The sequence below is a fragment of the Streptomyces sp. CB03234 genome (assembly GCF_001905885.1).
Classification (GTDB): domain Bacteria; phylum Actinomycetota; class Actinomycetes; order Streptomycetales; family Streptomycetaceae; genus Streptomyces.
Genome location: NZ_LIYH01000007.1, coordinates 173,807 through 200,362 on the forward strand (window position 1 = coordinate 173,807; position 26,556 = coordinate 200,362).

Here is a 26,556-nt window from a genome sequence, read left to right on the forward strand (position 1 = left end):
GCTCAGAGCAGCGGCTTGAAGCCGTGGACGCGGGTCGTCCGGTACCCGAGCGACTCATAGAGCCGGATGGCAGGGGCGTTGCCCGCGAAGACGTGCAGCCCGATCCGGCGCTCCCCCGCCTCCAGGGCGATCCGCTCGGCCAGCAGCATCAGGGCCCGCCCGTACCCCTTGCCGCGCTGGTCGTCGGCGACCTCGATGTCGTACACGAACGCGGCGTCCTCGCCGGGGGCCGGCTCCAGGCGGCCGGTCCACAGGTGCCCGACGGGCACGCCGTCCCGCTCGGCCACGCGGAACGCGGCGCCCTCCGTGGCGAGCCCGTCGGGCAGGTACTCACGGCGGCTCGCCTCGGCCCTCGCCCTGGCCTCCTCCTCCGGTACGCCGTGCTCGGCCCAGCTGCGCGCGAAGCGCTCCGCCGACCGGGCCTCCCACTGCCCGTACTCCGCCTCCGTCATGGGCCGGATCTCCACGTGCGCGGGCAGCTCGGGCGGCGGCCCGGTGAGGTCCTTGGCCATGTTGCGGCTGCGCTCGGTGTAGCCGAGGGCGGTCGCCATGCGCAGCGCGACCGTGGCACCGGCCGGTATGGAGACCGAGACCTGGTCGCAGCCCCAGCCGCGCAGCACCTCCTCGGCGGCGAGCGCGGCCACCGTGCCGCGGCCGCGCCGCCGGTCCGGCTCGTCGATGTGGAGCGACCGGATCACTCCGGCCGCCCGCCGCCCGGTCCCGGGAAGGGTGCCGAGCTCGACGGCGCCCACGCGGCGGCTGTTCACACAGACGTCGTAGGTGCGCGATCGGGCGCCGTCGGGGGTCTGCTGGAGCGGCCCGGCCGGCCGCAGGGTGGTGGTCATCGCCCCTCTTCTACCCACCCGGCGGCCACGGGCTCACATCTGCGCGGCGCGCTCCGCGAAGATCCGCATGGCCTTGGCGGTGACCGGCCCGGGGGCGCCGGGCAGTTCGCGCCCGTCGACGCGGTGGACCGCCTGGACGTCGCGGAGGGTGGAAGTCAGGAAGATCTCGTCGGCCTGCTGCAGCACGTCCAGCGGCAGGTCGGTCTCCTGGGCGCCGGTCCACTCGACGGTCAGGGCCCTGGTGATGCCCGCGAGGCAGCCGGAGGCGAGCGGCGGGGTGTGCAGCTGCCCGTCCAGGACGACGAAGACGTTCGACCCGGTGCCCTCGCAGAGCTGTCCCACGGTGTTGGCGAACAGCGCCTCGCTCGCGCCCTGCTCGTGCGCCCTGGCGAGGGCGACGACGTTCTCGGCGTACGAGGTGGTCTTCAGGCCCGCCAGGGCGCTGCGTTCGTTGCGGGTCCAGGGGACAGTGATCACAGCGGTGGTGTCAGGGCGGTGCCTGGTCTCGCCGAGGGCGACGACCAGGGTCGGGCCGGCGTCGCCGCGGTCGGAACCCAGCGGGGAGAGACCTCCGGTGTACGTGATGCGCAGCCGGCCCAGCGCCATGGGGTTGGCCTCCAGCACGGCGGCGCAGGCGCGGCGTACCTCGTCGAGGTCCGGGTCGGGCAGCCCGAGGCCGCGCGCGGACCGGGTGAGCCGGTCGAGGTGGAGGTCCAGCGCGAAGGGCCGGCCGTCCACGGCCTTGAGCGTCTCGAAGACGCCGTCTCCCACGGTCAGACCGTGATCCAGGACGGAGACCCTGGCGGCTTCCGCGTCGTGCAGCCCGCCGTCGACCCACAGCTTCATTTCCCGATGGTCCTTCCGCTCGCCTCGTACGCTCCCGACGCTACCGCGAGCAGCCGGGATGCCTTCAGTTCCGTCTCGTCCCACTCGCGCGCGGGGTCGGAGCCCCAGGTGATGCCGGCACCGGTGCCGAAGCGCAGCACGCCCCCGCCCTCGGTACGGTCGATCCAGAACGTGCGTATGCCGACGGCCAGCTCGCCGGTGCGGCGGTCGGCGTCGACCCAGCCGATGCCGCCGCAGTACGGCCCCCGGGGGGCGTTCTCCAGCGCCTCGATGATCCTCAGGGCGCTGGACTTGGGGGCGCCGGTGACCGAGCCGGGCGGGAAGGTGGCGCCGAGGAGGTCCTTCCAGCCCGCCTTGGGCGTCAGCTCGCCGCGCACGGTGGAGACCAGGTGCACGAGCCCCGGGTGCGACTCCAGGGCGCACAGCGCGGGTACGGTGACCGATCCCGTGGCGCAGACCCGGCCCAGGTCGTTGCGGACGAGGTCGACGATCATCACGTTCTCGGCACGGTCCTTGTCCAGGAGGTCCTGGGCGGTGCGGCCGGTGCCCTTGATGGGGCCGGACTCGACGGTGAAGCCGTCACGCCGCAGATAGAGCTCGGGGGAGGCGGTGGCGATCTCGACGCCGTGGGCGGGCAGGCGAATCGTTCCGGCATAGGGGGCCGGGTTGCCGCGCGCGAGGAGCGCCGTCAGCGCGTCCACATCGGCGGCGGCCGGGTCCGGCAGGGGCGCGGAGAGCACCCGGCACAGGTTCGCCTGGTAGACCTCGCCGGCCGCGATGTGCTCGCGGATCCTCCGTACGCCGGCGGTGTACGCGTCGCGGTCGAGCGAGGACGTCCAGTCACCGGCGGCGGGCCCGCGCCAGGCCCCGGGGACGGGCTCGGGCACCGGCGCGGGGCGGACGTCACCGAAGCGAGCGCAGGTCAGACGGCCTTCGAAGTCGGCGGAGACGGCCCAGAAGCCGGAGGAGTCGAGGGCCTCCGGGTCACTGGTGACATCCCGCAGGTCGGTTGCGACGAGGCCGCCGAAGCGGGCCAGAGGAGCGAGGTCGTGCACGGATGCGAGTCTATGGCGCGGGCGGACGGGACGGCGCGGACGTGCTCCGCACCTGGTGCGGAGCGGGGTCGGCGCAGCACGCTGGGCAAACGCGTTTTTGTACTGGCCCGGGAATCCGCTAGAGTTCAACACGTCGCCGGGACGCGGAAGCGGAACGGAAACGACAAGCGGACGTGGCTCAGTTGGTAGAGCATCACCTTGCCAAGGTGAGGGTCGCGAGTTCGAATCTCGTCGTCCGCTCGAAGTGGGGGATCATTTCCCGAACCCCTGCACTCCTGGTGGAGTGGCCGAGAGGCGAGGCAACGGCCTGCAAAGCCGTCTACACGGGTTCAAATCCCGTCTCCACCTCCAAGGACGATTAGCTCAGCGGGAGAGCGCTTCCCTGACACGGAAGAGGTCACTGGTTCAATCCCAGTATCGTCCACTGGATCTTCGGATCCCCCGCGCGATTAGCTCAGCGGGAGAGCGCTTCCCTGACACGGAAGAGGTCACTGGTTCAATCCCAGTATCGCGCACGCAGCACCATCATGATCTTCTGGGTCATGATCCCCGAGGACGATTAGCTCAGCGGGAGAGCGCTTCCCTGACACGGAAGAGGTCACTGGTTCAATCCCAGTATCGTCCACACGCACCGGAGCCCCGGCCGCATCACGCGGCCGGGGCTCCGTCGTCGTCTCCCCCCGGTCAGGAGGAGAAGAGCATCCGCCCGAAGCTGCGGCGGTGGCCGTGCCCGTGGTGGCCACCGTGGTGCGGGGCGCCCCAGGCGGGGGCGTGCGGGGCGGGAGCGGCCGGGTAGGCCTGCGGGGCCGGCGGCGCGGGCGGGGCCTGCTGGACCCACTGCGACTCCAGGCGGGTCAGGGCCTCCAGCTCGCCGTAGTCGAGGAAGATCCCCCGGCAGCCGCTGCACTGCTCGATCTGGACGCCATTGCGGTTGTAGGTGTGCATGGGCGCATGGCACTTGGGACACTGCATGCTCGGCTCAACTCCTCGCCGTACGGATGGTTTCCTCACCCTACGACGGAGCACCGGCGCCCAACTCAGGCGGGAGTGTCGCAATTCGGGCACAGGCATCGACGACGCTCACCTCGACGTCGTCCAAGTCCCGGTTCTCGGCGGTGCTCTTGGCGATGACCAGGGCCGCCGTCTGGACGGTCAGCGCACGGGCCGGCACGTCGAGCCGGGGCCACGGGTCCCGCTCGCCGTCGGCGGGTACGGCCGGGCCGCCCGCCTCCCGGTAGGCGCCGAGGAACCGGGCCCACACGTCCGGCGCCAGCAGCCCGGCCGCGTACCAGGCGGCGGGGCGGGCCAGGTCCCAGGCGGGGTCGCCGAGGCCGAGGTCGTCGACGTCGATCAGCAGCCAGGGGCCGGTGGCCGCCGGGTGGCGGACCAGCTGGCCGAGGTGGAGGTCGCCGTGACAGACCGCGCCCGCGCCGGGCCAGGGCGCCTCCTCACGGGCCCAGGCAGGCAGGCGGTGCCAGGCGGCACGTACGGGCGCGGCGGCCGGGTGCGGGCCGGCCGCCGTCATGCGTGCCACCGCCCGGGCCGCCTTGGCGGGGCCCCGCATGGGCGGCAACGGGCCGGGCAGCCCGGCGGGCGGTACGCGGTGGAGGCGGGCCAGCAGGGCGGCGGCCTCCTCCCACGGGGCGGCGTCCGGCTCGTCGGGGTCGACGGGGCTGCCGTAGGGCCAGGCGGAGACGGGACGGCCGTGCAGGTCCGGAGCGTGCAGGTCCGGGGCGGCCGCCGGGAGGGGCGGCAGCAGGATCCCCGCCAGCCGCGGGTGGGCGGCGAAGGCCAGGCGGACGCGGTGGGCGGCGGCCTCGGTATCCGCGGCGTGGGCCTTGGCGACGGCCCGGCCGTGCCGGACGACGGTGCCGTCGGGGCGGTGGGCCAGGACGGTGCCGCCGCCTGCCCCACAGGCTCGGCAGGCCTGGTGGGGCACGGCCCGCCGGGCCACGGCGTCGAGCTCCCGTACGAGGGCGTCGGTCTCCTGCTGCACGCCCCGACCTTACGGGTGCGCGTGCCTGGGCGTGGCCGGTTGCGGCCGGTGGGCCAAGGTCGGGGCCCCTCCGGGCTCACCTCCTCGCGGTCGGCGGGGTGCCCACCCGGTCTCGTCGCCGTATCTCGCCGCCAACCGCTGCGGGGGCGACCCTGCACGGCCCCTCCTCGCCGTCGTCGGAGCCAGCGCGCCCGATCTCGTGTGCACGCGGCCCCGGCCACCCGGCTTCCCTCGCCCCACCGGCCCGCAGACGGCGTACGACCGGGGCGGGGCCGTGCAGGGTCGCCCCCGCAGAGGATGGCGGCGAGGAGTGGGCTCCCGATTCGGCGTACCCAAGGCCGCCGGCCTCGAGGAGGTGAGCCCGGAGGGGCCACGCCCCACCACCCACCGGCCGTGACCGCCCACGCGGGCGGGCCCCCTCGGCCGGGCGGCGCGGGGGGGGCGGGCTTGGGCCCGGAGAGGCCACGCCCCCAGCCACCGGCAGGCACCGCACCCGCGCGGCCCGGGAAGCGGGCTCAGGCCCGGAGAGTCCACACCCACCACCCACCGGCGGGCACCGCACCCGGGCGGCGCGGGAAGCGGGCTCGGGCCCGGAGGGGCCACACCCAGCCACCCACCGGCGGGTACCGCACCCGGGGCGGCGGGACGCGGGAGCGGACAAAGCGGTGGCCGGCAGCTCCCCAGCTGCCGGCCACCGCTGCCGTCCGCCGCACCCCCGTCCCCACGGGGTTGTTGGCCGGATGTCCCCGACCCGGGCCGCTCTCCCGGGTCCGGGGCGCCGCTCAGCGCCCCAGCATCACGCCCACGGACGACGCCTGTGTGACCACCGCTTCCCAGCCGCCGAAGACGACCACCAGGAGCGCGGCCAGAGGGAGAACCATTGCCGTGGCCACCAGCGGGTGACGACGCCCCGACGTACGAGCCTGCGCGCGGATCATCGTCCGCGTTGCCGTGTCCGCCATGGTTCCTCTCCTGTCGTTTTTGGCAGCGGCGGGCGTCTGGCCTCGGGGGACGAGTGCTGCACCCGCCGCTTGACTTCAAGATTAGGGACGCGCAGGCCCCGGCACGTCATGCCCGCGTACCGATTGGCGGGCCTCCCGGAGGATGAGCCGCCCGTGGGTGGCGTACTCCCCTGGGTGGAGACGGGACCCGGGGGGTGAGGGTCTTCCCGGAGGGGCCGGTGGGGTGGGTGACGTCGCTCACGTCCGCTCCGGCTCTCCGTGTCGTCGGCCCGGGCCGCGGGCCAACGCCCTTTTCGGGGCGGGACATTGGGACATCACGCGGGTTCCGAGGGCGGATCGGCACTGACAATCGATCGGCCCGCGAGGGCGCGGCCTATGAGCGCGCCGGGGCGCGGGTACGTAAGCTGTGCCACGTCAAACGGACACCGGGTAGCGGGGATGGACATGGCGATGATGCGGCTCCGGCGCGAGGATCCGCGTGTCGTCGGCTCATTCAGGCTTCACCGGCGGCTGGGCGCGGGCGGCATGGGGGTCGTCTACCTCGGGTCGGACCGGCGCGGGCAGCGGGTGGCCCTGAAGGTGATCCGGCCGGATCTCGCCGAGGACCAGGAGTTCAGGTCGCGCTTCGCGCGCGAGGTGTCGGCCGCCCGGCGGATCCGCGGCGGGTGTACGGCACGGCTGGTGGCGGCCGACCTGGAGGCGGACCGGCCGTGGTTCGCCACCCAGTACGTGCCGGGTCCCTCCCTGCACGACAAGGTCGCCGAGGAGGGCCCGCTGTCGGCTGCCGACGTGGCCGCGATCGGCGCGGCGCTCTCCGAAGGGCTGGTCGCCGTCCACGAGGCCGGGGTCGTGCACCGGGACCTGAAGCCGTCGAACATCCTCCTCTCCCCCAAGGGCCCGCGCATCATCGACTTCGGGATCGCCTGGGCGACCGGCGCGTCCACGCTCACCCACGTGGGTACGGCGGTGGGCTCGCCCGGCTTCCTCGCGCCCGAGCAGGTCCGGGGCGCGGCGGTGACCCCGGCGACGGACGTGTTCGCGCTGGGCGCGACGCTGGCGTACGCGGCCATGGCGGACTCGCCGTTCGGGCACGGCAGTTCCGAGGTCATGCTCTACCGGGTGGTGCACGAGGAGCCTCAGCTGCAGGGCGTGCCGGACGCGCTCGCGCCGCTCGTACGGGCGTGTCTCGCCAAGGACCCGGAGGAACGTCCCAGCACCCTGCAACTGTCCATGCGGCTCAAGGAGATCGCCGCGCGGGAGGCGCAGGGGCTGTCCGACGGCCGCCCGCCGGCGCCGCGACCGGCCGCCCGGCCCCTGGACGACCGTCCCACGGGGCGGCTGACCGAGCGTTACACGGAGCGCGCCACGCGGGGTCACGCCCCGCGCACGCCCGCGCCCGGGGCGCGGGGCGCGCAGGCTCCGCGTGCCTCGTCGCCGCGCAACCCGTCACGGACGGGCGGCGGCAGCCGGACGGGCGGGGGGCGGACGGCGTCCAGGCCCGGCGGTGTGCGCACGGGCACGGGCGGCGGGCGCCGGCCCGCGAACCCGCGGCTGCTGCGCCAGCGGATCTTCGTCTTCGTGGTCGTGACGCTGATCGTGCTGCTGGGGATCGCGGCGGCGCAGGGCCTCCAGGGCTGACCGCCGGTCAGGACTCCGGGCGGCCGGTGGCCACCGCGTAGAAGGCGACCGCGGCGGCCGCGCCCACGTTGAGCGAGTCCACGCCGTGCGCCATGGGGATGCGTACCCACTCGTCGGCCGCCATCAGCGCCTTGGTGGTGAGGCCGTCGCCCTCCGCGCCCAGCATCAGGGCGACCCGCTCCAGGCGGTGCGGGGCCGCCGCGTCGATGCTGGTGGCCTTCTCGTCAGGGGTCAGGGCGAGCAGGGTGAAGCCCGCCTCCCGTACCGTCTCCAGGCCGCGGGGCCAGGTTTCGAGGCGGGCGTAGGGGACGGAGAAGACGGCGCCCATGGAGACCTTCACCGACCGGCGGTAGAGCGGGTCCGCGCAGTCCGGCGACAGCAGGACCGCGTCCATGCCGAGGGCGGCGGCGCTGCGGAAGATGGCGCCTATGTTGGTGTGGTCGTTCACGCCCTCCATGACGACCACCCGGCGGGCGTCACGGAGCAGTTCGTCCGCCGTGGGCAGCGGCTTGCGCTGCATGGAGGCGAGCGCGCCGCGGTGCACGTGGTAGCCGGTGACGCGTTCGGCGAGGTCCGGCGCAACCGCGTACACGGGCGCCGGGACCTCGTCGATGACGTCGCGCATGACGTCGACCCACTTGGCCGACAGCAGCATCGACCGCATCTCGTACCCGGCCTGCTTGGCGCGGCGGATGACCTTCTCGCCCTCGGCGATGAAGAGGCCTTCGGCGGGTTCGCGCTTGCGGCGCAGTTCGACGTCGGTCAGGCCCGTGTAGTCGCTCAGGCGCGGGTCGTCGGGATCGTCGATGGTGAGGAGATCGGCCACAGGGTGATACTGCCTTGTCCGGTGTGGGGTGCCAACAGGGGTTACGTGGTGCTCTTGTGCGGGCCCTCGGCGACGACGGGTCCGATGACGATCACGGCGGGCGGGCGTACGTCTTCGGCCCTGACCCGCTCGGCCACCGTGGCGAGGGTCGCGTCCACGCGCCGCTGGGAGGCCGTCGTACCCTCCTGGATCAGCGCGAGCGGCGTGTCGGGGGCCTTGCCGTGCGCCACGAGTGCCTCGGCGATCGCCCCGATCTTGTCGACGCCCATCAGGATCACGAGGGTGCCGGTCAGCTTGGCGAGGGACGCCCAGTCGACGAGCGAGCGCGGGTCGTCGGGCGCGACATGGCCGCTGACCACGGTGAACTCGTGCGCCACGCCCCGGTGCGTGACCGGGATGCCGGCGGCGCCGGGGACGCTGATCGAGCTGGAGATGCCGGGTACGACCGTGCACGCGATGCCCGCCTCGGCGAGCGCCTGCGCCTCCTCCATGCCCCGGCCGAAGACGAACGGGTCGCCGCCCTTGAGGCGGACGACGGACTTGCCGGCCTTGGCGTGCTCGATGAGCGCGTTGTTGATGGCCTCCTGCGCCATGAAGCGGCCGTACGGGATCTTCGCCGCGTCGATCACCTCGACGTGCGGCGGCAGCTCGTCCAGGAGGTCGCGGGGCCCGAGCCGGTCGGCGATGACCACGTCCGCCTCGGCGAGCAGCCGGCGGCCGCGCACGGTGATCAGGTCCGGGTCGCCGGGGCCGCCGCCCACCAGGGCGACGAAGGGGGTACGGGCGCGGTGGTGCGGCGCCGCGATGGAACCGTCGCGCAGCCCCTCCACGATCGCGTCCCGCACGGCTGCGGAGCGGCGCGGGTCGTGGCCGGTGAGCACGGCGACGGTGACGCCCTCGCTGCGGCCGGTCGCGGGCGTCCACGCCGTGGCCGCCTCGGCGTCGTCGGAGCGTACGCACCAGGTGCGGGTGCGCTCCGCCTCGGCGGACGCGCGGGCGTTGGCCTCCGGGTCGGTGGAGGCGATCAGGGCGTACCAGGCGTCGGCGAGGTCTCCGTCCTCGTACCGGCGCTTGATCCAGGTGATCTCGCCGGCTTCCGCCATGGCCTCGACGGACGGCGTCGCGGACGGGGAGACCAGGGTGATGTCGGCGCCGGCCGCGATGAGGGCGGGGAGGCGGCGCTGGGCGACCTGGCCGCCGCCGATGACGACGACGCGGCGCCCGGACAGGCGCAGTCCGACGGGGTAGGCGGGGTGCTCGGCGTTCTCGACCATGGCGGTGCGGCTCCTCGGCGGGGCGGTGGTGCGGTGTGCGGGGCCGCTGCGACGGTGAAGCGGCTGGTGGGGCGGGGGGTGGCGTGGGGGTGGCACGGCGGTGGGGACGCTGCCGACCACGATACGGTGCGGCCCGCCGGACGGGTCCGGGGGCCGTGCCTCTCCCCCAGGCCTCAGGAGCGCCGGCCCGCCGGGCGAGGTGAGGTACCCGAACCGCGGCGCCCCGGCCCGGCGAGGGCTTCACCCACGGGCGCCCGGGCGCCGCGAGAGGCCCAGGAGCTGCGGCGCCGGGGCTGTTGGGGACCAGCCCTCCGGTGAGGCTCCGGGCCCGGCCAGGGGTTTGCGAGGCCGATGCCGGGCCGCCCCAAAGGCCCCGCCCATCCCTTGGGAGAGACCCCGAAGCCGCGCCCCCCGTGAGAGGCCTCGCAGGCCCCGCTAGGGGCCTAGGGGGCCAGGCACGAGGCCGGCACGGGCCTGCGGCGGGGGCTGGAGGAGCCGTGGGAGGGCGGCAGGGGGCCGGTGGCCTGGTGCCGCCGGACCACCGTCGCCCCCCGGGTCACTTCTCGGTGACGCCCGCCGAGTCGAACGTCGCCACCTCGTGCATCGCGCGGGCCGCGCTCTGGATGACCGGCAGGGCCAGCAGCGCGCCGGTGCCTTCGCCCAGGCGGAGGTCCAGGTCCACCAGGGGGCGGAGGCCCAGCTTGTTGAGGGCGGCCACGTGGCCCGGTTCCGCGCTGCGGTGGCCCGCGATGCAGGCCGCCAGCGACTCGGGCGCGATGGCCCGGGCCACCAGCGCCGCCGCGCCCGCGCTGACCCCGTCGAGCACCACCGGCGTACGCAACGAGGCGCCGCCCAGGATGAAGCCGACGAGCGCGGCGTGCTCCAGGCCGCCCAGGGCGGAGAGGACGCCGATGGGGTCTGCCGGGTCCGGCTGGTGGAGGTCCAGACCGCGCCGGACGACGTCCACCTTGCGGGCGTGCATCTCGTCGTTGATGCCCGTGCCCCGGCCGGTGACCTCCGCCGCGTCGACGTCCGTGTACACGGAGATCAGCGCGGCCGACGCGGTGGTGTTTGCGATGCCCATCTCGCCGGTCAGCAGCGCCTTGTTGCCCGCGGCGACCAGGTCGCGGGCCGTCTCGATGCCGACCTCGACGGCCGCCAGGACCTCCTCACGGCTGAGGGCGGGGCCGGTGGTGAAGTCGGCCGTGCCGGGGCGCACCTTGCGCGGCAGCAGGCCGGGCGTGGCCGGCAGGTCACCGGCGACGCCGACGTCGATGACGCAGACCTCGGCGCCCACCTGGTTGGCGAACGCGTTGCACACCGCGCCGCCGCCGAGGAAGTTGGCGACCATCTGCGCCGTCACCTCCTGGGGCCAGGCGGTGACGCCCTGGGCGTGCACCCCGTGGTCACCGGCGAAGATCGCCACGGCAGCGGGCTCCGGGATGGGCGGCGGGCACATCCGGGACAGGCCGGAGAGCTGGGCGGAGATGATCTCCAGCATGCCGAGCGCGCCGGCCGGCTTGGTCATCCGCTTCTGCCGCTCCCACGCCTCCCCGAGCGCCTTGGCGTCCAGCGGGCGGATGTTGGAGACGGTCTCCTGGAGCAGGTCGTGCGGCTCCTCGCCGGGCAGCGCACGGCGGCCGTACGTCTCCTCGTGGACGACCCACGACAGCGGGCGGCGCTTGGACCAGCCCGCCTGCATCAGCTCCGGCTCCTCCGGGAACTCGTCGACGTAACCGACGCACAGGTACGCGACGACTTCGAGGTGCTCGGGCAGCCCGAGGGCACGGACCATCTCACGCTCGTCGAAGAAACTGACCCAGCCGACGCCCAAGCCCTCGGCGCGGGCGGCCAGCCAGAGGTTCTCGACCGCCAGGGCGGAGGAGTACGGCGCCATCTGCGGCTGGGTGTGCCGGCCGAGGGTGTGGCGGCCGCCGCGGGTCGGGTCGGCGGTGACGACGATGTTCACCGGGGTGTCGAGGATGGCCTCGATCTTCAGTTCCTTGAACTGCTTGGCCCGGCCCTTCGGCAGCGACTTGGCGTACGCCTCGCGCTGGCGCTGGGCGAGCTCGTGCATCGTGCGCCGGGTCTCGGCGGAGCGGATGACGACGAAGTCCCAGGGCTGCGAGTGCCCGACGGACGGTGCGGTGTGGGCCGCTTCGAGGACCCGGAGGAGGACCTCGTGCGGGATCGGGTCGCTGCGGAAGCCGTTACGGATGTCACGGCGCTCGCGCATGACGCGGAGCACCGCCTCGCGCTCGACGTCGTCGTAGGCGGGGGCCGGAGCGCTGCTTTGCGGGGCGTGCGTGCCGTCGTCGGTGGTGGTGACGGTGCTGTCGGCCTCGTCCGTGGCCTCTGCGGCTTCGGGAGCCTCGGGCGACTCGGGAGCCTCGGGCGACTCGGGAGCCTCGGGCTCGGCGGCTGCCGGCTGCTCGGCCACCGTGGGCTGTTCGGGCGCGGGCGCGGGTGCGGCCTGCTCGGCCACCGGCACCGGTTCGGCGGCCACCGGTTCGGCGGCCAGCGGCTGCTCCGCCACCGGCTCCGGGGCGATGACCTCCGCGGGCACGGGTTCGGCGGCCACCGGCTGCTCGGGTGCCGGCTCGGGCACCACCGGCTCGGCAGCGGGCTGCGGGGCGGGCTCCGCCGCGGCGGGGGAACCGCCGTCGCGAGGGGCCGGGACGGTCACGGCGACGTCCGGTGCGGGTTCCGGCGTCGGCTCCGGGGTGGGCGGCGTCGGGGCGAGGTGCGGCGCGGTCGGAACGGAGCCCTCGACCGGCACGAACTGCCCGACCGGCGCGGGCGCCGGTTCCGGAACGACCGTTTCTGCTGTGGCAGGCGACGGCATCTGGGGCTGCTGCGGCTGCGGCTGCGGCTGCGGGGACCACGGTTCCGCGTTCTGCGGCGGCAGCTCGCCGAGCTGCGGGCCGGGCAGCGCGGACGCCGCCTCCTCCTCGCGCGGCACGTCCAGGTACTCCAGGCCGCCGGAGGTCGCCGGACCCGGGTTCGCGGGACCGCGGTCGGCGAGCGAGCGGACCACGCCACCCGAGGCGTCGGGCACCGGCGGGCCCATGTGGAGCGGACGCCGTACGGTCGCCGGGGCCTGGGCGGCCGGGGCAGGCGCCGGAACCGGGGCTTGAGGCGCGGGCTCGGGCTCCGGTTGGACGTGGGGCTCCGGCTGAAGCTGGGGTTCCGGCTGGAACTGGGGCGCGGGCTCGGGCGCGGGCTGAAGCTGGGGCTGCGCGGGCTCGGGGACCGCCGCCTGGGCCGGTTCCGGCATCCGTACGCCGGTCAGGTCGACCGAGCCGGAGTCACGTCCACCGGCCTCGTGCGCGCCGACCTGCGCGCCGGAGTCGTGGGCAACAGGCTGGTGGGCGACAGGCTCGTGGACCACCGGCTCGTGGACCACCTGCTCGTGGACCGGCGCCTCGTACGCAGGAGCGGCGGCCTGCTCGTGCGCGACCGGCGCGACCTGCTCGGCCGGCTCGTACACGGGCTGCTGCGCCTGCTGCGCCTGCTGCTCGGCGACCACGGCCGCGCCCACCGGGTCCACCGCCGGAGGTTCCGGTGCGGGGGCCGCCGCGGGCATCGGCATCGGCGCGGGAGCCGGGGCGACGCCGGCGTGCGGCTCGCTCCAGGCTCCCTGCGACCCCGGCATCAGCAGCAGGTCGTCGTCCTCGGCAGCGTTCTCGGTGGGGTCGCCCATGGCGAAGCCCAGGGGAGGGTCCAGGAAGGTGTACGCGCCCGGAGCGGGGATGCCCGGCTGCTCCACCATGCCTGCGTTCTCCGGCTGCCCCTCGCCCGGGACCTGGCCGGTGTCAGTCATGCGTACCCCTCGCCCATCGGTTGTGCTCCTTCAGACCGTCGCCCGTCAACAAGAACGAGCATGCGCGCCGCGCGGCACGAACGGCGCGCGGACATCACGTATTGTCGCGGCCTTCGGCCGCCGTGGCAGCGGGATCCGCCACCGTCGGCTGTGGACTGCGCCACGTCGCGCAACCCCCCGGAAGCGCTGTACCACATCTCCCCCCTCAAAGGGGTCCCTTTTTCCGGACATTGGCGAAGAAACCGCCGAACGCCCGGCTGCGGTACAACGATCGGCCAGCCTACCTTCCGTCCCGTAGTGAGATGGTCACGGGGAGGGTGCCGGCCTGTGCCCGGACAGCAGGAAGACCACGGAGCGGTCGCGTTCGGTCCAGGAGCCGGGGTCGAGTTCCACGGACTGGAGGAGCGCGCACTCGACCGCGTACCCGCCGTCGCTCAGCGCCGCGCCGATGGCCTCCGCCTCGTCCCGGGTGGTGGCGTGTGTGACGATCCGCTCGGGGCGGCGGTCCGCGCAGGCGGTGACGACGGCCGCTCCCCCGCCCCCGACGCGTACGACGTCGGGCTCGGGCAGCCGCTCCAGCACGTGCGGCGCGCGGCCCGCCACGGTCTGGATCTGGACGCCGAAGTGGCGTGCGGCGGCCTCGGTGCGGGCGCACGCCGTCCGGTCCTCGTCGACCGCGATGACGGCGGCGCCGAACCGTGCGGCCTCCACGGCCAGCGCCCCCGCGCCGCAGCCGATGTCCCAGACGAGGTCGCCGGTGCGCGGCCCCAGGCGGGCGAGCTGGGCGGCGCGGAGGCCGGCCGACTCGCCGGTGCCGAGATCGTCGCCGTACGCGTGCGAGGGCAGCCCCCAGCCGCGTACCGTTCCCGGGTCGTGGCCCATCAGCCAGCCCCCGCCCTGCGTGCCCGTCGCCGCGGCGCCGCCGATGACGATGACGACGTTGGGGTCGCGCCAGGTGTGGTCGGCGGCCTTGTCGGAGGTGAGGACGGTGACCTGTTCGCGCTCGGTGCCGAGTTCCTCGCAGATGACGAAGGTGCGGTGGACGCCGTCGAGGAGGAGGGCGAGTTCGGCGGGGCCGGCGCCCGGGGAGGTGAGCACGGCGACCTTGGGGTGGGCGCGGCACACGTTGACGGCGCGGCGCAGCGTACGGCTGTGGGCGACGACGACGTGGGCGTCGTCCCAGGGCATGCCGGCGCGGGCGAAGGCGGCGGCGACGGAGGAGACGGCGGGCACCACTTCGACCTCCAGGCCGTACTGGGGTGCGCGCAGGGTGCGGACGACGCCGAAGAAGCCGGGGTCGCCGTCGGCGAGGACGACGGCGGTGCCGCGGTGGCCGGCGATGCGGCGGGCGGCGAGGTCGACGCTGCCGAGGCGGATGCGTTCGGCGGCGGGCGGGATCTCCGGGAGCGCCAGGTGGTGGCCGGCTCCGGCCACCAGGGTGGCGGCCGAGAGGGCGGACCTGGCGGCCGCGGTGAGGGGCGAACCGTCCCAGCCGATCACCGTGACCCGGTCGGCCATCTTCGTCTGTCTCCTGGAGTCTTGGTGCAGGTCGGGGCCGACCTGAGCGTACCTGGATTCAGTTCCAGTCGGTGAAGGAGGAGTATCCGGCATCGGCGAGCTGGTCGGCGGCGCCTTCGAGGTCCTCGGGGAGCAGGCTCCACACGATCAGGTCGGTCCTGATGTCGGTCCAGCCGCCGTCCTCCGTCGGGGTGCGCGCTATCCAGGCGTTGCGCAGGACGCCTTCGCTGATGCAGCCGATCTTCTGGGCGACCTGCTGGGAGGCGGTGTTGTCGGCGGCGGTGCGCAGTTCCAGGCGTTCGAAGCGCTGGTCGCGGAAGAGCCATTGGGCGACGGCGAGGACGGACTCGGTGGCGTATCCCTCGCCACGGGCCCAGGGGGCGGTGACGTAGGCGACTTCGGTGGCGCGGGTGCGCCAGTTGGTGTTCTGGAGGTGGATGGTGCCGACGAGGCGCTGGGTGAGGAATTCGGTGACGGCGAGGACGACGCCGCGGCCTTCCGTGCGTTCTGCAGGAGCGATCCTGCGCACCCATTCCTCGGCGTGGGCCGTGGTGTACGGGTGGGGTACGGAGGTCCAGGCGACGACCATCTCGTCGTTCATCATCTCGGTGTGCGCGGGGATGTCCGAGTCGTCGTAGGGGCGCAGCACCAACCGTTCCGTGCTGATGGAGATGTCCGGAAAGGTGGTAGTCATGCGCAGCTCCATGCCGGGGACCGTCCGTAAAGGCCGTGAACGCACAGCATGCAGCATGCAGTCGGTGGCGCGCATGGCCGGGTCGGTACGGATGCGTCGGTACGGGGGCGTCGGCACGGAAGCGTCGGTACGCCGGTACGCCGGTACGGGTCAGGCCCCGCTCACCGGACGGGGTGCGCGGGGCCTGGGGCCGGGAGGAAGGCGGCGTTACTTGACCGCGCCGAAGGCGGCGATGATGGAGCCGTCCTTGTAGGTGTCCTCGATGTACTTCTTCACCTCGGGCGAGTTGAGGAGCTTGGCGAGCTTCTGCACGCGGGCGTCGTTCTCGTTGCCCTTCTTCACGGCGAGGAAGTTGGCGTACGGGTTGCCCTCCGCCTTCTCCAGCGCCAGGGCGTCCGTGGCGGGGCTGAGCTTGGCCTCGATGGCGTAGTTGCCGTTGATGACGGCGGCGTCGACGTCGTTCAGGGCGCGGGGCACGGTGGCGGCCTCCAGCTCCTTGAACTCCAGGCCCTTCTTGTCCTTGATGTCGGACAGCTTGCCGTTGGCGCCGACGCCGTCCTTGAGGGTGATGACGCCGTTGTCGGCGAGGAGCTTGAGCGCGCGGCCGCCGTTGGTGGTGTCGTTGGGGACGGCTACGGTCTGGCCCGCCTTCAAGTCCTTGAGCGACTTCAGCTTCTTGGAGTAGAGGCCGAGGGGCTCCAGGTGGACGTTGACGACCGGGACGATGGTCGTCTTGTTCTTCTTGTTGAAGTCGTCCAGGTACGGCTTGTGCTGGAAGTAGTTGGCGTCGACCTGGCCCTGCTGGGTGGCGGTGTTCGGCAGGACGTAGTCCGTGAACTCCTTGACCTCCAGCTTGAGGCCGGCCTTCTCGGCCAGGTTGTCCTTGACGAAGGTCAGGATGTCGGCGTGCGGCGTGGGGGACGCCGCGACGACGAGCGGCTTGGACTCGTCGGCCTTGTCGGAGCCGCCCTTGGAGGAGGCCGGGTCGGAGGCCGTGCCGCAGGCGGTGAGGCCGAGGGCGAGGGCGGTGATGGTGGCGAAGGCGCCGGTGAGCTTGATGTTCTTACGCACGAAAAGTGCCTCTTTCTGGTGATGCGGACAACGCCCGGACAAGGAGTGCGGGTTGTGCTGAGAAGGGTCAGGAAGTCTGGAAGTCAGGTAGCGGTGCGGCCGCGGCGGGCGAGCAGGCGTACGGCCCCGTCGCCGATGAGCTGGACGATCGTGACGATGACGATCAGCAGCACCACGGTGATGAGCATGAACTCGGTCTCGAAGCGCTGGTATCCGTAGGTGATGACCTTGGAGCCGAGCCCCTCGCCGCCGACCGCGCCGGCCAGCGCCGAGTAGCTGATCAGCGTGATCACCGTGGTGGTGAGCGCGGCGACCAGGGAGGGCAGGGCCTGCGGGAGGAGCACCTTCCCCACGATCGTCGGGATGCCGCCGCCCATGGACTGGACGGCTTCGACAAGACCGTGGTCGACTTCGCGGATCGCGGTCTCGACCAGGCGCGCGAAGAAGGGGATGGCGCCGATGGAGAGCGGCACGATCATCGCCGTCGGGCCGATGAAGGTGCCGACGACGAAGGTCGTGAAGGGGATCAGGGCCACCAGCAGGATGATGAAGGGCAGTGAGCGGCCGACGTTGACGATCGCTCCGATGACCTTGTTCACCGGGCGGTTCTGCAGCAGTCCGCCCTTGTCGGTCAGGACGAGGAGAACGCCGAGCGGCAGACCGCCGATGACGGTGACGACGGTGGACCACAGCACCATGTAGAGCGTGTCGATGGTGCCCTGCTCGAGCAGGGGCCGCATTTCTTCCCAGGTCACTTCGCGGCCTCCTTGACCAGATCGTCGTCGGTGTGGTCGGCGTCGCCGGCGTGGTCGCCGTCGGAGGGGTCGAGGACCTCGACCTGGAGGCCCTGCTCGCGCAGGAACCCGACGGGGACGACGTTCTCCTCGTACCGGCCGGGCAGTTCGATGCGCATGCGCCCGATCTGCTTGCCGCCGACGGTGTCCATGGCGGCGCCGAGGATCGAGATGTCGACGTTGTACGTACGGGAGAGCTGGGAGATCACCGGCTGGGTGGCGGCCTCGCCGTGGAACGTGACGTCGATGACCGTACGGTCGGGGCCGGTGGCCCCGCCGGTCACCGGAAACAGTTCGCGGGCCAGCTCGGAGCCGGGGGTGGCGAGCAGTTCGGAGACCGTGCCGGACTCGATGACGCGGCCCTTCTTCATCAGGGCGGCGGAGTCGCAGATCTGCTTGACGACGTCCATCTCGTGCGTGATGAGCAGGACGGTCAGGCCGAGCTGCCGGTTGAGGTCGCGCAGCAGCTGGAGGATGGAGCGGGTGGTCTCGGGGTCCAGCGCGCTGGTGGCCTCGTCGGAGAGCAGCACCTTGGGGTTGCCGGCGAGCGCGCGGGCGATGCCGACGCGCTGCTTCTGGCCGCCGGAGAGCTGAGCCGGGTACGCCTTGGCCTTGTCGGCGAGGCCGACGAGGTCGAGGAGCTCCAGGGCGCGGCGCGAGCGCTCGGCGCCGGAGACGCCGAGGATCTCCAGGGGCAGTTCGACGTTGTCCTTGACGGTGCGCGAGGACAGCAGGTTGAAGTGCTGGAAGACCATGCCGATGCGGCTGCGCGCCCGGCGCAGGTCCTTCCCGGCGCGGCGGCTGCGTCCGGCGAGCGCGGTGAGGTCGGTGCCGTCGACCGTCACGGTGCCGGAGGTGGGGCGCTCCAGGAGGTTGACGCAGCGGATGAGCGAGGACTTGCCGGCGCCGCTCTGACCGATGACGCCGAAGACCTCGCCTTCGCGGACATGCAGGTCGACACCGTCCAGAGCGGTGACCTGACGGCCGCGCGACTCGTAGACCTTGGTCAGGCCCGTAGTGGTGATCACAGGGTTTCCGTCACTGTCGAGTGCACGGCGCGGTGTCCGCCGGGCACGGGGCATTCGTCATTCCGACGCGCGGCACGGCCGGCTCGGCCGGGTGGGCCAGGGGGTGGCGCGTGCGCGGGGCAGGCCGGTCCGTCGATGTGGATCGCGTACGGAACACGGCGCGGCTGTCGGGTCTCGCTTCGGGGCGCGAGGCTCACACGGGGGCCCTCAGAAGGCGCACATTCGACACATGCAACGAGCACCGGGCGTCGTCATCGCCTCGGTCGCAAGGGTGCGGTAGCTCATCGTGGTCATGCGGGTCAGTAAACCAGACGCCTCTTCGTACGCCGGGCGACTGTCCGAATAGTGGACAGTCGTTGACGGCGCGGGGGTGGTCAGGCCGCCGTGGTGGCCTTCACCGTGAGCTCCAGCGCACCGCCGGTGGCCTGTGCGGACACGGCCGACAGGTCCTCGACGACGGCGTCGGCGACGAGTTGGGAGCGGTCGTGCGTTGTGGCCAAGGCCACGGTCGTCATGCCGGCGGCGCGGCCGGCCGCCAGCCCGGCGGGGGCGTCCTCGAAGACCACGCAGCGCGCCGGGTCGACGCCGAGCCTGGCGGCGGCGAGCAGGTACGGCTCGGGGTCGGGCTTGCCGCGCGTGATGTCGTCGGCGGCGATCACCACAGGCGCGTCGATGCCGGCCTCGCGCAGCCGGGCCTCGGCGAGCGGCCGGGTGGCGGAGGTGACGACGGCCCAGCGGCCCTCCGGGAGGGAGGACAGCAGCTCCTTGGTGCCGGGCAGCAGGTCCACACCGCCGGGTACGTCCTCGACCTCCAGTTGCTCGATCCGGGCGAGGGCCTCGGGTATCCGGCCGGCGGGGAGCAACTCGGCGATGATCTCGACGGCGGGGCGGCCGTGCAGTTCGACGCGGGCGAAGTCCGCCGCCGCGATCCCGTACTCCTCGGCCCACCGGTTCCAGCAGCGGTCGACGGACGCGAGGGAGGAGACGAGCGTGCCGTCGTTGTCGAACAGGAGCGCTTCGGCGTGGAGCTTCATGGTCATGGGGCCTACGTTTCCGCTACCGGGGGCGGTCGCACCGGGTCTTTTGGCCCGTAATAGTCTCGGGCGCATGCTTGACGCCCTGACGGTCGCGGTCTCCGTGGCCGCGCTCGCCCTCGCCGCCTGGTGCGGCTTCGCCGCGTACCGGGACCAGCCGACGAAGGACTGGCACTTCATCGGCATGGCGGTGGTGACGCTGCTGGCGCTGGTGCAGCTGGTGGTGGGGATCGTGCGGCTGGCGGGCGGCGAGCAGGCCGACGAGGGTACGGCGATCTTCCTCGCGTATCTGGTCGGCGCGCTGTGCGCGGTGCCGGCGGCGGGGTTCATGTCGCTGGCGGAGCGCAGCCGCTGGGGCTCGGCGACGGTGGCGGCGGGCGCGGTGGTGCTGGCGGTGCTGGAAGTGCGCCTCTACGACATCTGGACGGTCTGAGATGGCGGGGCGCGGTCTGGCCAAGGGGCCCGGCATGCTGCTGGTGTGGCTGTACGGGGTGATGTCGGTCGGCGCGGTGTCGCGCTCGGTGCTGCAGATCGCGACCGAGTTCGACCGGGCGCCGCTGCCGTACACGCTGTCGGCGCTGGCGGCGGTGGTGTACGTGTTCATCACGTACACGCTGGTACGGGGCGGGGAGACGGCCCGCAAGGCGGCGCTGGTGTGCTGCGCCGCCGAGCTGGTGGGCGTGCTGACCGTGGGGACCTGGACGCTGGCCGATCCCGGCGCCTTCCCGGACGCCACGGTCTGGTCCGACTACGGATACGGGTACATCTTCATTCCGGTGCTGCTTCCGGTGACCGGGATCCTGTGGCTGCGGAGGGCTAAGCGGCCTTCTCCAGCGTGACGAGGGTCAGGCGCGGGCCGGCCTCGCGGGTGGCGACGGTCTCGTACCCCTTCTTGCGGTAGAGGCGCAGGTTCCCCTCGCTGCGGTGTCCGGTGAGGAGCTGGAAGCGCTTGGCGGCGGGGGAAGGGTCGGTGGCGAAGTGCTCCTCGATCGCGTCCAGGAGACGGCCGCCGAGGCCGTGGCGGCGCAGTCGCGGGTGGACGATGAGCTTGCCGATGGTGGCGGTGCCGGTGTCGTCGAGCTCTCCGCGTACGGAGGCGATGATCTCGTCGCCGAGCCGGGCGACGAGGGCGTGGCCGCGGTCGAGTTCGGCCTTGAGGTCGTCGAGTGACTGGGTGAGGGGTTCGATGCTGTAGTCGCCGTAGAGCTCGGCCTCGCTCTGGTAGCACAGGTACTGCAGCTTGAGGATGTGTTCGGCGTCCTGCGCGCTTGCCGCTGAGATGGTCACGCTCATGCCCATGTATGCATGCCTCCGGCTCACCTGGTCCGCCCTTGGGTCTACCGCTCCTTTCCCCGATGTTCAGGAACGGCAACCTCTGCCGTGAGCATTCTGCGCAGGCATCCCAGGCATCGGGAACGCATTGGTCCCAAACTGCCTTGTGAGATACCCAACTCCCCTGCGATTTCGCGGTAGGTGGGGTCGGTGGGCGACAACATCGCAGCCAGCAGGCGCCGGCAGTGGAGGGGGGCGCGGGCGATGGCGGTACGCAACGCCCTGTGCCGTTCGGCGACGAGCGCGGCGCGCTCGGGTTCGGCGTCCGACACGGGCTCGTGGGCGGTGTAGGGCAGTTCGCGCACGACGGTGCGCCGCGCGCGGCGGGCTTCGGCCCGGACGGCGCGGCGCAGCCAGTCGGCGGGGCTGCGGGGTACGCCGGGGCCGCCGTCGAGGCGCTCCAGGAGCCTGAGCCATACGGCTTGTTCGAGGTCGCCGGGCTCGACACCGGCGGCCGCGGCCTCCGCCTCGGACTCGGCGGCGAGCAGCGCGGTGAGGGTACGGACGAGTTCGGGGGCGGGGGCGGGGTGTTCGGGGGGTGTCATGCCGCCCACGACACGTCGTGGCCGCCCGCCGGTTGCCGCGCCGCCCTGAAACCGCCCGTCCGGGCGTCCCCCGAAGCGGCACGCTGACGCGGGCGCGCCGCCCCGACGGGCGGGACGGGGGCCGGGGCGGGGGCGGGGGCGGGACGGGTCCGTGACGCACGAGGCGTCGCGCCGAGCGGTGACGCGCGCCCTGGCGGGCGAGACCCGGGCAGGTGCACGAGCCGGGGCGCACGGGCGTGACGCCGGGCCCCCGCGCGCGGGGCAATACACCGAGCGGTAACGCGCACCCCGGCGTGAGGAGGCCACGGCAGGCGCACGAGCCGGGGCGCACGGGCGGGTGCACGGGCCGGGGCGCACGGGCGGGTGCACGGGCCGGGGCGCCGAGCGCGCGCGTCCCGGCGACGCGCGCCGCTCGGGGCCGGAGCCGACCGGGAGCCGGGCAGAGCCGGCGCCGCTACCGGCGCCGGAACGGCGGCAGGAACGGCGTTGGCCCGCGGCGCGCCCGGCGCCCTCCCGTCGACGGTCCCGCGCCCGCCCAGCGGGATGGCGCTGGCCCGGCGCCCACCTGGCCGTGGCGCGGCAGTGGCACGGGACCCCGCCCCCGGTGGACCGGCGGCGCGCCCCGTGGTGGGCCAGTGCCCCGCCCCCCCCGGTGGGCCGGCGGCGCGCCCCGACGGGGGCGGGAGGGGGGGTCAGGGGCGGGTGCGGAAGTCCGCGGCGGCCAGGAGGCCCGTGTCGGGCTGGTCGGTGAAGATGCCGTCGATGCCGGTGGCGAAGTACGCCTTGTACGCACCGAAGACGTCCCCGTACGCCGCCGGGTCCGTGCCGCGGCGGAAGTCGGCCGGCAGGAAGCTGTTCTCGTTGCGCAGCGTGTAGGGGTGGAGGACCAGTCCCTTGGCGTGGGCGTCGCGCACCAGCGTGGTGGGCTTGCCCAGCTTGCCGTCCTTGCCCTTCGGGATGACCAGGTCCAGCAGGGGGCCGATGCCCTGTGCGTACGACGCGATCCACTTCAGGCCCTCGGGAGTGATCAGGTCGGCGACCGTGCGCGGGTCGCCCGCCTCGCGGAAGTCCCAGGGGCGGTCGTCCGCCGTCCACAGCAGCACGACGCGCGGCGTGGAGACGAGCTTGGCCATCCGCTGCATGCTGGTCGGCTCGAACGACTGGAGGAACGTCGGCGAGTCGGCGCCGTGGCGTCCGTACCGGCGCAGCAGCTTCGCCAGCGGCTCCTCCAGGCCGAGGCCGAGGCCCCGGAAGTAGGTGGGGTGCTTGGTCTCGACGTACAGCCAGATCGGGCGGCCCCGGCGGCGGCCCTCCTTCTCGGCCCAGCGCAGCACCTCCTCGAAGGTGGGTATCGTCCAGCGCCCGTCGTAGACGGTGTTCTCCTGGCGCGTGCCGGGGATGCGCTCCTTGGCGCGCAGCGTCTTCAGCTCGGCGAGGGTGAAGTCCTCGGTGAACCACCCGGTCAGCGAGGTGCCGTCGACGGTCTTCGTCGTCTTGCGGGACGCGAACTCGGGGTGGTCGGCGACATCCGTCGTGCCCGTGATGTCGTTCTCGTGCCGGCAGACCAGGTGCCCGTCCTTGGTCGGGACGAGGTCCTGCTCGATGACGTCCGCGCCCATGTCGAGGGCGAGCTGGTAGGAGCCGAGGGTGTGCTCGGGGCGGTAGCCGCTGGCGCCGCGGTGCGCGATGACCGTCGGGACGGGCAGCTTGTACGAACCCGACGGGCGCCCCTGCGCCTGCGCCGCGGTGCCGGCCGCGCCGACGGAGAGGGCGGCGGCCGAGCCGAGTACCGCCGCTGCTCCCAGTACGGTCCGGCGGGCGGGGCTGCTGTGCGCACCCTGTGTCATGGAGGCTCCTTCGACGAGCGTGTTTCGGACTGACGAGCGAGGCCCGATCGTAGGCAGGGGTGCCTTACGTACGGGAGACCCCGGACGAACGCATGGAAAACACGGGTCAACACTGCGTATCGACTCGGTGAACCCGATGTGCGCCCGCGCCTGACCCGCGAGTATCGTCCTCACCTGCACATACTGGTCACGTACGTGGTCGGCTACTTCGACGGAGGACTCGTTGTCCCGCTTCGCGCTCATCAAGGCAGTGCTCGGCCCGGTCATGCGCCTGATGTTCCGCCCTCGCGTGGAGGGCGCCGAGAACATCCCCGGCACCGGGCCGGTCATCCTGGCGGGCAACCACCTGACGTTCATCGACTCGATCGTCCTGCCGATCGTGTGCGACCGTCAGGTGTTCTTCATCGGCAAGGACGAGTACGTCACGGGCAAGGGCCTCAAGGGCCGGCTCATGGCGTGGTTCTTCACGGGCGTCGGCATGATCCCGGTGGACCGGGACGGCGCCAACGGTGGCGTGGCCGCCCTGATGACGGGGCGCCGGGTGCTGGAGGAGGGCAACGTCTTCGGCATCTACCCGGAGGGCACCCGCTCCCCCGACGGCCGCCTCTACCGGGGGCGTACGGGTATCGCGCGCCTCACGCTGATGACGGGCGCGCCGGTGGTGCCGTTCGCGATGATCGGCACGGACAAGCTCCAGCCGGGCGGCGCGGGCCTGCCGCGCCCGGGCCGGGTGACGGTGCGCTTCGGTGAGCCGATGGAGTTCTCGCGCTACGAGGGCATGGACCGTGACCGGTATGTGCTGCGGGCGGTGACGGACTCGGTGATGGCCGAGGTAATGCGGCTGTCGGGGCAGGAGTACGTGGACATGTACGCCACGAAGGCGAAGGCAGCGTAGGCGCCTCCGGCCGCGGGACGTGAAACGGGGCGGCGCCCCGGTAGGGCAGGAGTGCCGTACCGGGGCGCCGCCCCATGTGCGAGAGGTGACCGTCCCGGTGGCCTGGGCCGGTTGCCGGTGACCACCCGCGTGGGGTCCGGAGCGCCGGCTCCGGGGCCTGCGCCTCCCGCCCGGTGCGTACGGACCCCCGTGGTGCGGGCCCACGCGTTGCCGGGGCCTGCGCCTCCCGCCCGGTGCGGACGGGCCTGTCCTCGGTGCGGGCGGGCCCACCGTGGAGCGGGGCCCCGCATGGCCGGGCCAGTGCCTCCCGGTACGGGCGGGGATTGGGCCGTTCGCGGGGTGGCCGGCCAGGTGGGCTACGGGTGCTCCGCGCCCTCCTCCAGCTTCTGGCCGCGCAGCAGGAACCAGGCCGCGACCGCCGTCGCCAGCAGGACCACCGCGCCGGCGCCGGCCGCGATGCGGAGGCCCTCGACGAAGGCGTCCTGCGCGGCGGTGACCAGCGCGCCGGCCGTCGCGTCCGGCAGGCCGGCGGACGCCTCCACCGCGCCGCCCAGCGATTGGTGGGCGGCCGCCGAGGTGGCCGCGGGGACGCCCTCCGGGGTGACGAAGTCGCTGTACACGCCGGTCACGACGGAGCCGAGGAGCGCGATGCCGAGCGCCGCGCCGAGTTCGTACGCCGTCTCGGACACCGCCGACGCGGCACCCGCCTGTTCGCGCGGGACGCTGGAGAGGATCACGTCGGCGGTCACCGTGAACGCGAAGCCCGCGCCGATGCCGACGACCAGCAGGGACGCGCCGAGCATCGGGTAGCCGGTGGACCGGTCGAGCAGGGTCAGCACGGCGAGCGCCAGGCCCACCGCGGCGAGGCCGGCCGACACCACGGACCGTACCGAGAACCGCCGGGCGACGACGCCCGCGATCAGACCGGCCGTCACGGCTCCGATGGCGGCGGGAAGTTCGGCGAGGCCCGCCTCCAGGGGAGAACGTCCTTGGACCAGCTGGAGGAACTGGGAGAGGAAGAACACGAGCCCGGACAGGCCCAGGATGGTCAGCAGGTCGGCGAGCACCGCTCCGGAGAAGCCCCGGTGGTGGAACAGCCGCATGTCGAGCAGCGGTGCGTCGAGCCGGAGCTGCCGCCGTACGAACCAGGTCAGGGCGGCCACGCCGATGACGGCGGCGACGCCCATGTCGAGGCGCAGTCCGTGCGCGGCGGCTTCCTTGACGGCGTATACGACGCCGATCATGCCGACGAGGGAGAGGCCGACGCTGGGCAGGTCCCAGGGACCGGGCGCCGGGTTCTTCGACTCGGGGATGAACTTGATGCCGACGAGGACGAGGACGACCATCACCGGCAGGTTGATCAGGAAGACCGAGCCCCACCAGTAGTGCTCCAGCAGGAACCCGCCGACGACCGGGCCGACGGCCGCGCCGGCGGACGCCATGGCGCCCCAGATGCCGATGGCGAGGCTGCGCTCGCGCGGGTCGTGGAAGAGGTTGCGGATGAGCGCCAGCGTGGACGGCATGAGGGTCGCGCCGGCGACGCCGAGCAGCGCGCGGGCGACGATCATCATCTCGGGGGTGGTGGCGTACGCGTTGAGCACGGAGACGGCACCGAAGGCGGCGGCCCCCACGAGCAGCAGCTTCTTGCGGCCGATGCGGTCGCCGAGGCTGCCCATGGAGACGAGCAGTCCGGCGATGACGAAGGAGTAGACGTCGCCTATCCACAGCAGCTGGGTGCCGGTCGGCTTGAGGTCCTCGCTGAGGAACGGGGTCGCGAGGCCGAGTACGGTGGCGTCGACCGCCACCAGCAGCACGGCCAGGACCAGTACGGCGAGTGCCAGCCACCGGCCCGGGCGGCGCAGAACCTCCGATTCCTTGGTCTGCTGATCGGTTCGGGTCATCTCTCCACGCTCCTGCGTGCTCCGCCGAGCAGCAACTCGGCGATCATGTACTGGAAGTCCTTGGCGGCGACCCGCCCGTCCTGCACGGCCCAGGCACAGGTGCCGATGAGGCCGTAGAGCGCCTCGGTGAGCCAGGCGGGCGAGAGGTCGATCCGGAACTCGCCCTGCTCCTGGCCGCGCCGGAAGAGCGCGGCGACGCGGGCGTCGAGGCGGGCCCAGCCCTCGTTCATCTGGTCGCCCTCGAAGAGCTGGTTCTCGGTGACGAGGAACGCGAGCAGCCCGGCTACCGGCTCCAGTCCGGCGATGAGCCGGCGCAGCGCCTCCTCGGCGGTGCCGTCGTCGAACCGGGCGGCCTCGATGGCCGCCTCGAATTCCTGGATCCCGAGCGCTTCCAGCGCCCTGACCAGCGCGTCCCGCCCGGCGAAGTGCCGGTGGAGGGTGGCCCGGCCGATGCCTGCGGCGCGGGCGACCTCGTCCATGGTGGCGGTCGCCTTGCGGGAGAGGAGGGCGGCGGCGGTGCGCAGCACCTGCTCACGGTCGACTGTCATGAGACAACGATAGCCCACGTGAGACATGAGTGTCTCATCCGAAATTCGATCGACTCACCAACGGAGGGACAGGATGCTGAGGCG

General features: G+C 73.2%; 24 protein-coding genes and 5 tRNA genes. 9 read left to right on the top strand and 20 right to left on the bottom strand.

Features of this window, described 5'->3' with window-relative positions; genetic code table 11:
• Positions 1–2: 2 nt before the first annotated feature.
• Genes AMK26_RS29335 through AMK26_RS29345 form a run of 3 tightly spaced genes read right to left on the bottom strand, consistent with a single transcriptional unit; the run spans position 3 to position 2,746 of the window.
• Complete coding sequence (locus tag AMK26_RS29335; RefSeq protein ID WP_073758156.1) at positions 3–845, bottom strand: GNAT family N-acetyltransferase; 843 nt, start codon at positions 843–845, stop codon at positions 3–5.
• Positions 846–878: 33 nt separating this feature from the next.
• A complete protein-coding gene (locus AMK26_RS29340; protein WP_073758158.1) occupies positions 879–1,691 on the bottom strand; it encodes an aminotransferase class IV in 813 nt (270 codons plus the stop codon).
• On the bottom strand, positions 1,688–2,746 hold the full coding sequence (locus tag AMK26_RS29345) for a chorismate-binding protein (RefSeq protein ID WP_073758159.1): 1,059 nt from the start codon (positions 2,744–2,746) through the stop codon (positions 1,688–1,690). The genes AMK26_RS29340 and AMK26_RS29345 overlap by 4 nt, the downstream gene beginning before the upstream one ends.
• Before the next feature lie 167 nt (positions 2,747–2,913).
• On the opposite strand from AMK26_RS29345, the gene AMK26_RS29350 reads away from it, so the two are divergent.
• The 5 genes from AMK26_RS29350 to AMK26_RS29370 all read left to right on the top strand — a co-directional run bounded on the left by AMK26_RS29350 (position 2,914) and on the right by AMK26_RS29370 (position 3,371).
• Positions 2,914–2,986: transfer RNA gene (locus tag AMK26_RS29350), tRNA-Gly, on the top strand.
• Positions 2,987–3,023: 37 nt separating this feature from the next.
• Positions 3,024–3,097 (top strand) — tRNA-Cys (locus AMK26_RS29355).
• 1 nt (position 3,098) lies between these two features.
• Positions 3,099–3,170: transfer RNA gene (locus AMK26_RS29360), tRNA-Val, on the top strand.
• A gap of 19 nt (positions 3,171–3,189) precedes the next feature.
• Positions 3,190–3,261: transfer RNA gene (locus tag AMK26_RS29365), tRNA-Val, on the top strand.
• A 38-nt stretch (positions 3,262–3,299) separates the two neighbouring features.
• Positions 3,300–3,371: transfer RNA gene (locus AMK26_RS29370), tRNA-Val, on the top strand.
• A gap of 59 nt (positions 3,372–3,430) precedes the next feature.
• Here the strand turns inward: AMK26_RS29370 and AMK26_RS29375 are convergent.
• The 3 genes from AMK26_RS29375 to AMK26_RS29385 all read right to left on the bottom strand — a co-directional run bounded on the left by AMK26_RS29375 (position 3,431) and on the right by AMK26_RS29385 (position 5,704).
• A complete protein-coding gene (locus tag AMK26_RS29375) occupies positions 3,431–3,718 on the bottom strand; it encodes a TFIIB-type zinc ribbon-containing protein (protein ID WP_073758161.1) in 288 nt (95 codons plus the stop codon).
• Between the two features lie 40 nt (positions 3,719–3,758).
• Entirely contained in the window at positions 3,759–4,742 is a 984-nt protein-coding gene (locus AMK26_RS29380; protein ID WP_079277867.1) for an aminoglycoside phosphotransferase family protein, read from the bottom strand.
• Positions 4,743–5,524: 782 nt separating this feature from the next.
• Positions 5,525–5,704 (bottom strand): hypothetical protein, encoded by a 180-nt coding sequence (locus tag AMK26_RS29385; RefSeq protein ID WP_073758163.1) that lies wholly within the window; start codon positions 5,702–5,704, stop codon positions 5,525–5,527.
• Positions 5,705–6,142: 438 nt separating this feature from the next.
• On the opposite strand from AMK26_RS29385, the gene AMK26_RS29390 reads away from it, so the two are divergent.
• Complete coding sequence (locus AMK26_RS29390; RefSeq protein WP_073758165.1) at positions 6,143–7,342, top strand: serine/threonine-protein kinase; 1,200 nt, start codon at positions 6,143–6,145, stop codon at positions 7,340–7,342.
• A 7-nt stretch (positions 7,343–7,349) separates the two neighbouring features.
• Here AMK26_RS29390 and AMK26_RS29395 read toward each other — a convergent pair whose 3' ends face one another.
• From AMK26_RS29395 to AMK26_RS29435, 9 genes are all read right to left on the bottom strand, one after another.
• Positions 7,350–8,168, bottom strand: coding sequence for a TrmH family RNA methyltransferase (locus AMK26_RS29395; RefSeq protein ID WP_073758167.1), 819 nt, complete (start codon positions 8,166–8,168; stop codon positions 7,350–7,352).
• 41 nt (positions 8,169–8,209) lie between these two features.
• Complete coding sequence (gene cobA / locus AMK26_RS29400) at positions 8,210–9,442, bottom strand: uroporphyrinogen-III C-methyltransferase (RefSeq protein ID WP_073758169.1); 1,233 nt, start codon at positions 9,440–9,442, stop codon at positions 8,210–8,212.
• Positions 9,443–9,998: 556 nt separating this feature from the next.
• Positions 9,999–13,265: a nicotinate-nucleotide--dimethylbenzimidazole phosphoribosyltransferase gene (gene cobT, locus AMK26_RS29405; RefSeq protein ID WP_073758171.1), complete on the bottom strand. Its 3,267-nt coding sequence runs from the start codon at positions 13,263–13,265 to the stop codon at positions 9,999–10,001.
• Between the two features lie 306 nt (positions 13,266–13,571).
• Positions 13,572–14,783 carry a precorrin-6y C5,15-methyltransferase (decarboxylating) subunit CbiE gene (gene cbiE, locus AMK26_RS29410; protein WP_073758173.1) on the bottom strand — a complete coding sequence of 404 codons (1,212 nt, stop codon included), beginning with the start codon at positions 14,781–14,783 and terminating at the stop codon, positions 13,572–13,574.
• 58 nt (positions 14,784–14,841) lie between these two features.
• Entirely contained in the window at positions 14,842–15,489 is a 648-nt protein-coding gene (locus AMK26_RS29415) for a GNAT family N-acetyltransferase (RefSeq protein WP_107421070.1), read from the bottom strand.
• 195 nt (positions 15,490–15,684) lie between these two features.
• Positions 15,685–16,548: a MetQ/NlpA family ABC transporter substrate-binding protein gene (locus tag AMK26_RS29420; protein WP_073758175.1), complete on the bottom strand. Its 864-nt coding sequence runs from the start codon at positions 16,546–16,548 to the stop codon at positions 15,685–15,687.
• 83 nt (positions 16,549–16,631) lie between these two features.
• Positions 16,632–17,303 (bottom strand): methionine ABC transporter permease, encoded by a 672-nt coding sequence (locus AMK26_RS29425; protein ID WP_073758177.1) that lies wholly within the window; start codon positions 17,301–17,303, stop codon positions 16,632–16,634.
• Positions 17,300–18,370: a methionine ABC transporter ATP-binding protein gene (locus AMK26_RS29430; protein WP_073758179.1), complete on the bottom strand. Its 1,071-nt coding sequence runs from the start codon at positions 18,368–18,370 to the stop codon at positions 17,300–17,302. Before AMK26_RS29430 ends, AMK26_RS29425 begins: the two co-directional genes overlap by 4 nt.
• Before the next feature lie 374 nt (positions 18,371–18,744).
• Positions 18,745–19,404, bottom strand: a complete 660-nt coding sequence (locus tag AMK26_RS29435; RefSeq protein ID WP_073758657.1) for an HAD-IA family hydrolase — start codon at positions 19,402–19,404, stop codon at positions 18,745–18,747.
• 73 nt (positions 19,405–19,477) lie between these two features.
• Between AMK26_RS29435 and AMK26_RS38100 the strand changes: the two genes are divergently transcribed.
• A complete protein-coding gene (locus tag AMK26_RS38100; protein WP_073758181.1) occupies positions 19,478–19,837 on the top strand; it encodes a hypothetical protein in 360 nt (119 codons plus the stop codon).
• Between the two features lies 1 nt (position 19,838).
• Positions 19,839–20,243 carry a hypothetical protein gene (locus tag AMK26_RS29445; protein ID WP_073758183.1) on the top strand — a complete coding sequence of 135 codons (405 nt, stop codon included), beginning with the start codon at positions 19,839–19,841 and terminating at the stop codon, positions 20,241–20,243.
• Here AMK26_RS29445 and AMK26_RS29450 read toward each other — a convergent pair.
• The 3 genes from AMK26_RS29450 to AMK26_RS29460 form a co-directional block, all read right to left on the bottom strand.
• Positions 20,221–20,703, bottom strand: coding sequence for a GNAT family N-acetyltransferase (locus AMK26_RS29450; RefSeq protein ID WP_073758185.1), 483 nt, complete (start codon positions 20,701–20,703; stop codon positions 20,221–20,223). The two genes, AMK26_RS29445 and AMK26_RS29450, sit on opposite strands and share 23 nt — an antisense overlap.
• 38 nt (positions 20,704–20,741) lie before the next feature.
• On the bottom strand, positions 20,742–21,281 hold the full coding sequence (locus tag AMK26_RS29455) for a sigma-70 family RNA polymerase sigma factor (protein ID WP_073758659.1): 540 nt from the start codon (positions 21,279–21,281) through the stop codon (positions 20,742–20,744).
• A gap of 692 nt (positions 21,282–21,973) precedes the next feature.
• The gene (locus AMK26_RS29460) at positions 21,974–23,128 is read right to left on the bottom strand and encodes a glycerophosphodiester phosphodiesterase (protein ID WP_073758187.1); all 1,155 of its coding nucleotides are present in this window, start codon (positions 23,126–23,128) and stop codon (positions 21,974–21,976) included.
• 265 nt (positions 23,129–23,393) lie between these two features.
• Here AMK26_RS29460 and AMK26_RS29465 point away from each other — a divergent pair, with 265 nt between their 5' ends.
• The gene (locus AMK26_RS29465; protein WP_073758661.1) at positions 23,394–24,023 is read left to right on the top strand and encodes a lysophospholipid acyltransferase family protein; all 630 of its coding nucleotides are present in this window, start codon (positions 23,394–23,396) and stop codon (positions 24,021–24,023) included.
• A 356-nt stretch (positions 24,024–24,379) separates the two neighbouring features.
• Here the strand turns inward: AMK26_RS29465 and AMK26_RS29470 are convergent, their stop codons facing one another.
• Both AMK26_RS29470 and AMK26_RS29475 read right to left on the bottom strand, forming a co-directional pair.
• Complete coding sequence (locus tag AMK26_RS29470; RefSeq protein ID WP_073758189.1) at positions 24,380–25,924, bottom strand: MFS transporter; 1,545 nt, start codon at positions 25,922–25,924, stop codon at positions 24,380–24,382.
• On the bottom strand, positions 25,921–26,472 hold the full coding sequence (locus tag AMK26_RS29475) for a TetR/AcrR family transcriptional regulator (RefSeq protein WP_073758191.1): 552 nt from the start codon (positions 26,470–26,472) through the stop codon (positions 25,921–25,923). The genes AMK26_RS29470 and AMK26_RS29475 overlap by 4 nt, the downstream gene beginning before the upstream one ends.
• Between the last annotated feature and the right edge of the window lie 84 nt (positions 26,473–26,556).